10 protein-coding genes are annotated in these 8,938 nt (G+C 70.7%); 2 read left to right on the plus strand and 8 right to left on the minus strand.

The features are described 5' to 3' along the window. From G3I65_RS36420 to G3I65_RS36455, 8 genes are all read right to left on the minus strand, one after another. Positions 1–1,492: AAA family ATPase (locus tag G3I65_RS36420; RefSeq protein WP_160700126.1), on the minus strand; the 1,492-nt coding region annotated here is incomplete at its 3' end. Between the two features lie 124 nt (positions 1,493–1,616). Then, entirely contained in the window at positions 1,617–1,826 is a 210-nt protein-coding gene (locus G3I65_RS36425; protein ID WP_160700127.1) for a hypothetical protein, read from the minus strand. A gap of 160 nt (positions 1,827–1,986) precedes the next feature. Continuing rightward, positions 1,987–2,190, minus strand: coding sequence for a DUF397 domain-containing protein (locus G3I65_RS36430; RefSeq protein WP_160700128.1), 204 nt, complete (start codon positions 2,188–2,190; stop codon positions 1,987–1,989). Positions 2,191–2,204: 14 nt separating this feature from the next. Then, positions 2,205–3,107: a helix-turn-helix transcriptional regulator gene (locus tag G3I65_RS36435; protein WP_125315637.1), complete on the minus strand. Its 903-nt coding sequence runs from the start codon at positions 3,105–3,107 to the stop codon at positions 2,205–2,207. 382 nt (positions 3,108–3,489) lie between these two features. Next, complete coding sequence (gene tesB, locus G3I65_RS36440; RefSeq protein WP_160700129.1) at positions 3,490–4,386, minus strand: acyl-CoA thioesterase II; 897 nt, start codon at positions 4,384–4,386, stop codon at positions 3,490–3,492. Between the two features lie 36 nt (positions 4,387–4,422). After that, the gene (gene pyk / locus G3I65_RS36445; protein ID WP_125315635.1) at positions 4,423–5,847 is read right to left on the minus strand and encodes a pyruvate kinase; all 1,425 of its coding nucleotides are present in this window, start codon (positions 5,845–5,847) and stop codon (positions 4,423–4,425) included. Between the two features lie 92 nt (positions 5,848–5,939). Continuing rightward, entirely contained in the window at positions 5,940–6,605 is a 666-nt protein-coding gene (locus tag G3I65_RS36450; protein WP_160700130.1) for a DUF2461 domain-containing protein, read from the minus strand. Between the two features lie 55 nt (positions 6,606–6,660). Beyond that, positions 6,661–7,878 carry a glycoside hydrolase family 18 protein gene (locus tag G3I65_RS36455; protein ID WP_160700131.1) on the minus strand — a complete coding sequence of 406 codons (1,218 nt, stop codon included), beginning with the start codon at positions 7,876–7,878 and terminating at the stop codon, positions 6,661–6,663. Positions 7,879–8,043: 165 nt separating this feature from the next. On the opposite strand from G3I65_RS36455, the gene G3I65_RS36460 reads away from it, so the two are divergent. Together G3I65_RS36460 and G3I65_RS36465 are read left to right on the plus strand one after the other, a co-directional pair. Next, on the plus strand, positions 8,044–8,355 hold the full coding sequence (locus G3I65_RS36460; RefSeq protein WP_160700132.1) for a helix-turn-helix transcriptional regulator: 312 nt from the start codon (positions 8,044–8,046) through the stop codon (positions 8,353–8,355). An 85-nt stretch (positions 8,356–8,440) separates the two neighbouring features. Continuing rightward, a partial coding sequence (locus G3I65_RS36465; RefSeq protein WP_239071672.1) for a transposase occupies positions 8,441–8,938 on the plus strand: 498 nt, incomplete at its 3' end.

The following is an 8,938-nucleotide window of genomic DNA, read 5'->3' on the forward strand; positions in this document are numbered from 1 at the left end:
CGCGATCCACCGGCGAGTCCGGGGTCAGGGCGCGGGTGGCCGAGCGCGCGAACGCCGCGGCCCGCTCGGGCTCGCCGGACGTGCCCGCGAAGTACGACGCCTCGTGCAGCAGCCGCAGCTCGTCGTAGCCTTCGGGCCGGTCCGCGGCCGGGACGGCGTCCCAGATGGACAGTGCCTGTTCGACGTGCCGCAGCGCCGAACCGGGCGCGCCCAGCTTCTCGGCCTCGTCCATCGCGCGCAGCAGCGCCGGCAGCGCGGTGACCAGGTCGCTGCTCTGCAGCGAGTGGTAGGCCAGCTTCGCGTCGTGCCCGCGGCCCTGCGGCCGGGCCTGGATCCGCGCGGCGTACGCGGCGTGCGTGCGCGACCGCTCCCCCGGCAGCAGGTCGCCGTACACCGCTTCCTGCAGCAGCGCGTGCCGGAACGTGTAGGACCCGTCGGAGAGCACCACGAGCACGTGGTGCTGGACGGCTTCGCGCAGCGCCTCGTCGAGCTCCAGCTCCCCGAGCCCGGAGACCTCGGCGAGCGCGGCGTGCATCACGGGCTCGTTGGCCACCGAGATCACGCGGACCACCCGGCGGGTGTCCGGGGAGAGCCGCTCGAGCCGGGACAGCAGCACCTCGGCCAGCCCGGCGGGCAGGTCGTTGCACTCGGTCTTGGTGGCGAGCAGCTCCTCGGCGAAGAACGGGTTGCCCTCGGACCGGCTGACGATGTCGGCCACGACGTCCGCCGGAAGGGGTTCGTCGGCCAGCGCCTCGACGAACCTGCGGGCGTCGGCGGCGCCGAAGGGGTGCAGGTCGACGCGCTCGACGGTGGCGAGGCGGACCAGCTCGGAGAGGAGCCCGCGCAGCGGGTGGCGGCGGTGGACGTCCTCCTCGCGGTAGCTGCCCACGACCAGCAGCCGCTGCGCGCGCAGCCGGCTCAGCAGGAAGGACAGCAGGTTGCGGGTCGACGCGTCGGCCCAGTGGAGATCCTCCAGCAGGATCACCACCGGGCGCGACTCCGCGACCTCGGTCAGCACCCCCAGTACCGCGTCGAACAACTGCAGCTGACCGAGATCCTGCTCGGGCCGGGGACGCACCATCGTCTCCCGGTCGTTCGAGGTCATCGGCGGGTGCTCGGCCGCCCGCGGCTCCTCGAATCCCTGCCCCTGCGGAAGCAGCCTGCCGAGCGCGGGCCGGGCCCGCACCGCGGCCGCGACCACCGCGTCCGTCGCCACGCCGAGGGGGGCGAGCGCCTCGGCGAACGGAAGATAAGGGAGACCGCCCTCGCGGACGTCGATGCAGCGGCCGGTGAGCACCAGCGCACCGCAGCCGTCGACGTGCTCGCCGAGCGCGGTCAGCAGCCGGGTCTTGCCGACCCCGGCGTCCCCCGAGAGCAGCACCGCGCCGGCTTCGCCACGTTCAGCCCTGGCGAAGGCGGCGCGGAGCCGCCGCATCTCGTGGGTACGGGCGACGAGCGGGATTCCGGAGCCGAGTCGGGGCACGAGGAGCATTGTGTCTCACCCCACCGACATCTTTTCGGGGGTTCGGGTGGCGAAGCCCCCGACCTGGGGCGGAGCCCCAGATGTCACCGACAGTTTCCGACCGCTTATCGCCATCGACACCATCACCCGCCCCTTACCGGGCGGTCTCGCCGGCGCCCGCGGTCTCCCGCGAGACCTCGCGGCGCTCCTGCGCCGGTACGTCGACGTCGCTGCGCGCGGCCCGGAAGTGCCGGACGGCTCGGCGCGCGCGGCCGGCCCAGGCGCTGCGCCCGGCCTTCCGCAGTTCCTCGGCCCGGTAGGCCGCTTCGGCGCGGACCGCGTCGAGCATGAGATCGCTGTGCATCGTGTTCCCCTGTTCCCGAGTTCTCCGGTTTGGTAGCACTCAGGTTCGTCCTGAGGGGGCACCTCAGGCATCGGGTGATCACGCAGCCCTGCGCGCGAAAAGACCCCTTACTCCCGGTCGAGCCCAGCTCGGCGGGGGTAAGGGGTCTTCGTGGACGGCCTCAGCCGTGCGTGTGGCCGCCGGTCCGCACCGCGGCCAGCAGCCCCCGCCAGCCCGACGCGGGCAGGCGGAACGCACCACCTTCGGGGTCCTTCGAGTCGCGCACCGCGGCGCCGCCGTCGACGAAAGCGACCTCGACGCAGTCGTTGCCGCCCCCGCTGTGGCTGCTCTTGCGCCAGCGCGCCCCGGACAGATCTGCTTCCATGGTCCCCAACTCCCTTAGTGTGTCCTCGGTTCCAGATGGTGCACCGGAGCCGGAGCGGCAGCCTGCTCGGCGAACCGTCCGGCGGCCTCGGCGATCAGATCCACCGAGTCGTCCGGCTTCAGTGCGGCCGCGCGCAGATGGTCGAACATCAGCCCGTAGCGCCGGACGTCTGTGGGTTCCTCCAGGTAGAGGCCGCTGGACGTGCTGTCGTCGACGTAGACGACGTCCGGGTCGGCCTGCTCGGGGAACCCCATGATCAGGAAGGGGCCCTCCATGCCGGGGTGGGCGCCGGCGCCGAACGGCACGACCTGGACGGTCACGTTCGGTTTCTCGGCGACCGCGACCATGCGGTAGAGCTGCTCGGCCATCACTTCGGGGCCGTCGACCACCCGGCGCAGCACGGCCTCGTCCATCACCGCCCAGTACTCCGGCGGCGGGGTCTCCGACAGCAGTTCCTGACGCGCCATCCGCGCGGCGACGCGGCGGCGGATCTCGGCGTCCTCGGCGTCCGGCCGCAGCGCGCGGATCACCGCGCGGGCGTACCGCTCGGTCTGCAGCAGCCCCGGCACCAGCAGCGCCTGGAACGCGCGCAGCGAGCTGGCGTCGGCCTCGAGCCCGACGAAGGTGCCGGTGAAGACCTCGTTGTAGGCGTGCCACCAGCCGCGCTTGCGGGCTTCCCTGGCCAGCTGGACGAGCGCTTCCTGCTCGTCGCCGGTGATGCCGTAGAGGGCCAGCATGTCGCGGGCGTCACGCGGGGTGACGCCGACGTGGCCGGTCTCGATGCGGCTGATCTTCGAGGCGGAGCATTCGAGCTTCTCGCCGACCTCGTCGATGGTCAGGTCCGCCGCTTCCCGCAGCCGGCGCAGCTCGCCCGCGAGCCTCCGGCGGCGAACCGTGGGGCTCTGTCCCCGTGCCATCGCGCACCTCCGGATGTCGACGGCGTCGTAGCCGTTCGGTCGCTGCCAGTATCCAACCACGACAGTGCCGCAATAACACCGGCACATATTCCCGCCCGGACGGCCGGGACGGAATCTGCAATTTGCAGAATGCTCTTGTATGCTCGCGGCCTGCACTGCCCAGGACGCGAGCGAGGCCGGGTGGCTCCGCCCCCAGCCCCCGCCCGGCCCTGGTGAGCAGCGTAGACGATGGATCCGCGGCTCGCCGCGTGATCGTCGGGAGAAGAGGTCCGGGGCCGTCCCCCGATCGGTCCCGGCCCTCTCCCGACGACCGAGTGCCCTTTTGCGGAGAGGAAAATTCCGCCAATTCGTCGCCCGTAGGGGTGATTTCCGGAGGCCGGGCTCAGAGGACGCGCAGGAGTCCTTCTTGGACGACCGTCGCGATGAGCGTGCCGTCCTCGGCGAAGAACCGGCCCGTGGCGAGACCACGGGCGCCGGAGGCCGTCGGCGAAGCGCTGTCATAGAGGAACCACTCGTCGGCACGGAACGGCCGGTGGAACCACAGCGCGTGGTCGAGGCTCGCGCCGAGCACCTTGTCGGTGTCCCAGTAGACGCCGTGGCGCGCGAGCACCGAGTCCAGCAGCGTCATGTCCGAGGCGTAGGTGAGCACGCAGACGTGCAGCAGCTCGTCCTCGGGCAGCTTCCCGTCGGCGCGCATCCACACCTGGTTGCGCGCGGGCCGCTCACCGGTCTCGCGGGTGATCCACGGCGGCTCGTTGACGTAGCGGACGTCGATCGGCCGCGGCCGGCTGTGCGCGCCGATCGCGTAGCCCTCGGCGCGTTCCATCAGCGTCGGCAGCGTCTCGGGCGCGGGGATGCCCTCGGGCATCGTCTCGGCGTGCTCGATGCCCGGCTCGTCCTTCTGGAACGACGCCGACAGCGAGAAGATCGCCTTGCCGTGCTGGACTGCGACGACCCGGCGGGTGGTGAACGACCGCCCGTCGCGGATCCGGTCGACCTCGTAGACGATCGGCACGCTCGGGTCGCCGCCCCGGATGAAGTACGCGTGCAGCGAGTGCACCCGGCGTTCCTCGGGGACCGTGCGCCCGGCCGCGACCAGCGCCTGGCCGGCGACCTGCCCGCCGAACACCCGCACCGGCGAGTGGGCGGGCGAGACGCCGCGGAAGATGTTCTCTTCGATCTTTTCCAGGTCGAGCAGCGCGATCAGGCGGTCGAGCACCGGTTGGCCGCCACCGGGCCGGTCGGGTTCGGTGGCGGCCGTCCTGGCCATTTCAGTCATGGCAGGACCTTACGTCCATACTGAGCGGTCGGTCCCTCAAGCGTGGTCGTCTTCACCGAGCCGGTGCACGCGGATGAGGTTCGTCGACCCGACGGTCCCCGGCGGGGAGCCGGCCACGATGACGACCAGGTCGCCCTTCTGGTACTTGCCCATCTCCAGCATCGCGTGGTCGACCTGCTGGATCATCTGGTCGGTCGAGTCGACCTTCGGCACGATCCGGGTCGTGGTGCCCCAGGTCATCGACAGCTGGCTGCGGACGCTCTCTTCGGGCGTGAACGCCAGCAGCGGCAGCCGGGTGTGCAGCCGCGCGAGGCGGCGCACGGTGTCACCGGACTGCGTGAAGGCGACCAGGGCCTTCGCGTTGAGCCGCTCGCCGATGTCGCGGGCGGCGTAGGAGATCACGCCGCGCTTGGTGCGCGGGACGTGCGAGAGCGGCGGGACGACCGGCGAGTCGGTCTCGACCGCCTCGATGATCCGGCCCATCGTCTCGACGACCTCGATCGCGTACCGGCCGACCGAGGTCTCGCCGGACAGCATCAGCGCGTCGGCGCCGTCGAGCACCGCGTTCGCGACGTCGGAGGCCTCGGCGCGGGTCGGCCGGGAGTTGTTGATCATCGACTCGAGCATCTGCGTCGCGACGATGACCGGCTTCGCGTTCTCGCGGCAGATCTGGATGGCGCGCTTCTGGACCAGCGGCACCTGCTCCAGCGGCAGCTCGACGCCCAGGTCGCCGCGGGCGACCATGACCGCGTCGAAGGCCAGCACGATGGCCTCGAGGTTGTAGACGGCCTCGGGCTTCTCGATCTTGGCGACGACCGGCAGGCGTCCCTTGCCCATCCGGTCCATCACCTGGTGGACCAGGTCGATGTCGGCGGGCGAGCGGACGAAGGAGAGCGCGATGAAGTCGACGCCCAGCTCGAGCGCGAACTCCAGGTCCTCGATGTCCTTGTCGGACAGCGCCGGCACGGAGACGTCCATGCCCGGCAGCGAGACGCCCTTGTTGTTGCTGACCGGGCCGCCCTCGGTGACCTCGCAGACGACGTCCGGGCCCTCGACGCCCTTGACGACCAGGCCGACCTTGCCGTCGTCGACCAGCAGCCGGTCACCCGGCTTGGCGTCCTTGGCGAGGCCCTTGTAGGTGGTCGAGACCCGGTCGTGGGTGCCGGCGACGTCCTCGACGGTGATCCGCACGACGTCGCCGTTGTGCCACTCGACCGGCCCGCCGGCGAACGTGCCGAGGCGGATCTTCGGCCCCTGCAGGTCGGCGAGGATGCCGACCGCCCGGCCACTCTCCGCGGCCGCGGCCCGGATCAGGTCGTAGACCTGCTTGTGGTCGCTGTGGCTGCCGTGGCTGAAGTTCATCCTGGCCACGTCCATGCCCGCATCCACGAGGGCCCGCATCTTCTCCGGCGTAGCGGTGGCGGGGCCCAGGGTACAAACGATCTTCGCGCGTCGGCTCACGTCTTCACAGGGTAGTCCCTCTTCGGGCGTTCGTCTGTACCGATCCCGAAAAGTTCAGAAAAACTGTTCAGAAACCCGCCCCGTCCAGCCGGTCAACGCCGGGGTTGCGCGCTCGGCCCGACCCGGTCCCGGGCCCACTCGTTGAACTCGCGCAGCTGCCGCCAGGCCTTTTTCACCCGGTCGAGGGCACCCCGTTCGTGGAGGACGTCGTCCGGCTCCCAGGCGCGCACCGCGTACACCGAGCGGTAGCGCAGCAGGTCGAGCCGCGGGTGGTCGGCGTCGAAGCCGCGGGGTTTCGACTTCAGCCGGTCGCCGCGGACCTCCCAGCCGGCCTTCTCGAGCTTGGCGAGGATCTTCACGAGCGCTTCGCCGTGCAGCTCGGTGTCGACGGCCTGCCGGAACCGGGCGAGCTGGTCGGCGGCCAGGTGGAAGCAGCCGCCGCCGACGCGCAGGCCCTCGGGCCCGACCTCGACGTAGTAGGCGCCGCCGCCGCGGCCCTGCTCGATCACCGCGCCGCAGTGGGTCTTGTACGGCGTCTTGTCCTTGGCGAACCGGACGTCCCGGTAGGGGCGGAACACCTTGGGCTCGCCGAAGCCGTCCGAGAACTCCGGCGCGAGCTCGGCGAGCAGCGCTTCCATGGGGGCGCGGACGTCGGACTTGTAGGTCTCGACGTGGTCGTCCCAGTAGGGCTTCGAGTTGTCCTCGACGAGGCCGTCGTAGAAGTCGACGGCGTACTCGCCGAATCCGCTGAACTTCACGCCGTGGACGATAAACGGGGGCACCGACAACTTTCGCCGGTGCCCCCGCGCGCGCTTACTTCGCGACGGCCGTGATCAGCTCGCCGTCGGTGGTGTCACCGGACAGTTCCCAGAACATCGCGCCGCCGAGACCCTGCTGCCTGGCGTAGTCCACCTTGCCGGCGATGGTCGACGGGGTGTCGTAGCTCCACCAGTTGCTACCGCACTTCGCGTACGCGGTGCCGGCGACCGTGCCGGTCGACGGGCACGACGTCTTGAGCACCTTGTAGTCCTCGATGCCCTGCTCGTACTTGCCGGGCGCCGGGCCGGTCGCGGTGCCGCCCGGGGCGTCCTGCGTGACACCGGTCCAGCCGCGGCCGTAGAACCCGATGCCCAGCAGCAGCTTGTCCGCCGGGACACCCTTGCCCTTGAGCTTCTGGATGGCCGCGTCGGAGTAGAAGCCCGCGGTGGGGATGCCGTCATACGAGGTCAGCGGCGAGTGCGGGGCGGTCGGGCCCTGCGCGGCCCACGCGCCGAAGTAGTCGTAGGTCATGACGTTGTACCAGTCGACGTACTGCGCGGCGCCGCCGTAGTCGGCCGCGTCGATCTTGCCGCCGTCGGTGCCGTCCGCGGTGATCGCGGAGGTGACCAGCTGCGAGCCGAACTTGGCGCGCAGCGCGCCCATCAGGTTCTTGTACGCCGCCGCGCCGCTGGTGTCGCAGCTCAGGCCGCAGGCGTTGGGGTACTCCCAGTCGATGTCGATGCCGTCGAAGACGCCGGCCCAGCGCGGGTCGTTGACCAGGTTGTAGCAGGAGTCCGCGAACGCGGCGGGGTTCTGCGCCGCCTGCCCGAAGCCGCCGGACCAGGTCCAGCCGCCGAACGACCAGATCACCTTGAGGCCGGGGTGCTTGGCCTTGAGCTTCTTGAGCTGGTTGAAGCTGCCGGCGAGGGGCTGGTCCCAGGTGTCCGCGACGCCGTCCACGCTGCCCGCGGCGTCGTAGGTCTTCTGGTAGTCGGCGTAGGCGTCGCCGATCGCGCAGCCGCCGTTCGTGACGTTGCCGAAGGCGTAGTTGATGTGGGTCAGCTTGCTCGCCGAACCGGACGTCTCGATGTTCTTGACGTGGTAGTTGCGGTCGTAGACACCCCACTCGGTGAAGTAGCCGACGACCTTGCCGACGGACGCCTGCGCGGTTTCGGTGGCGGCGGTGGCCACCGGGGCGGTCGCGGCCCCCGCGACCAGGCCCGCGACGGCGGCCACCGTCAGCAGCGCCGAAAAGCTCTTCCTGCGGGACATGCGTTCTCCCTCCGGAGAATTACTCACGGCTGCGTTGCCGGAGTGGTGAGGACCACACCACCGTAAGTGGACTAGACCATTAGGTCAATGGTTCAGACCAAGCAGCCCGGTGGTCGAGTCGCGCATGCCTTGACAGGAATATGCCCGGCGGAGCACATTTCGGGGGTGATGCAGACCTTCGAGGTGCTGGCCGAACCCCGCCGCCGCACGATCCTGGACCTCCTCCGCGACGGCGAGCGCTCGGTCGGCGAGCTGGTCGAGGAAATGGCGCTCAGCCAGCCGGCGGTCTCGAAGCACCTGCGGGTGCTGCGGGAGGCCGGCCTGGTGACGGTCCGGGTGGCGGCGCAGCGGAGGTGCTACGCGCTGAGGCCGGAACCCCTGGCGGAGGTGGACGCGTGGCTGGCCCCGTACCGGCGGTTCTGGGGCGAGCGCCTCGACGCGCTGGAGCGGCGCCTGGACGCCACCGACCCCCGCTGACCCCGCCGCCGATGCAGTGAATGACTCCTTGAGTTTTAACGTCGGGGTCGTTGGAGGTGGCCCTGGTTGATCATGGGTGCAGCCCTTGGTCGATCCTTCTTCTTGTCTAGGGAAGAAGATCCAAACCAAGGGCTGCGTGATCAGTGTGACCGACAGGCACGAGCAGGACGCGGCGGGGTCGCTGGCCAGGTTCCGGGAACAGTTGCGCCGGTGCCTGACCCGGCGGGCTGATGCCATGTTCGAGCTGGCTGATGCGGTGGCGTCCGCGCCCGGGCGGGTGGGATCACTGCCGGGACTGTCGCTGGAACCGGAGTTCCGCCGCGGTCACGGCAGCGTGTATGCCGCGCTGACCGCGGGCCGGATCGACGAGTCCCGGCTGCGGAGACTGCTGCTGGCGGCCGTGCCCGCGGGCCGGGAGAGGCTGGTGTGGTTCGCCGGGGACGTGTCGAACTGGCCCCGGCCGGAGGCGGTGTGTTCGCCGCAGCGGTTGATGGTGCATGACAAGTCCGCCCGGACGCTGGCCGGGCATCCGGTGACCTCGGGATGGCCGTTCGCGGTCATGGCCGGGCTGGAATGGGGACCG

It is taken from the genome of Amycolatopsis sp. SID8362 (genome assembly GCF_010550475.1).
In the GTDB taxonomy this organism is placed as follows: domain Bacteria; phylum Actinomycetota; class Actinomycetes; order Mycobacteriales; family Pseudonocardiaceae; genus Amycolatopsis; species Amycolatopsis eburnea.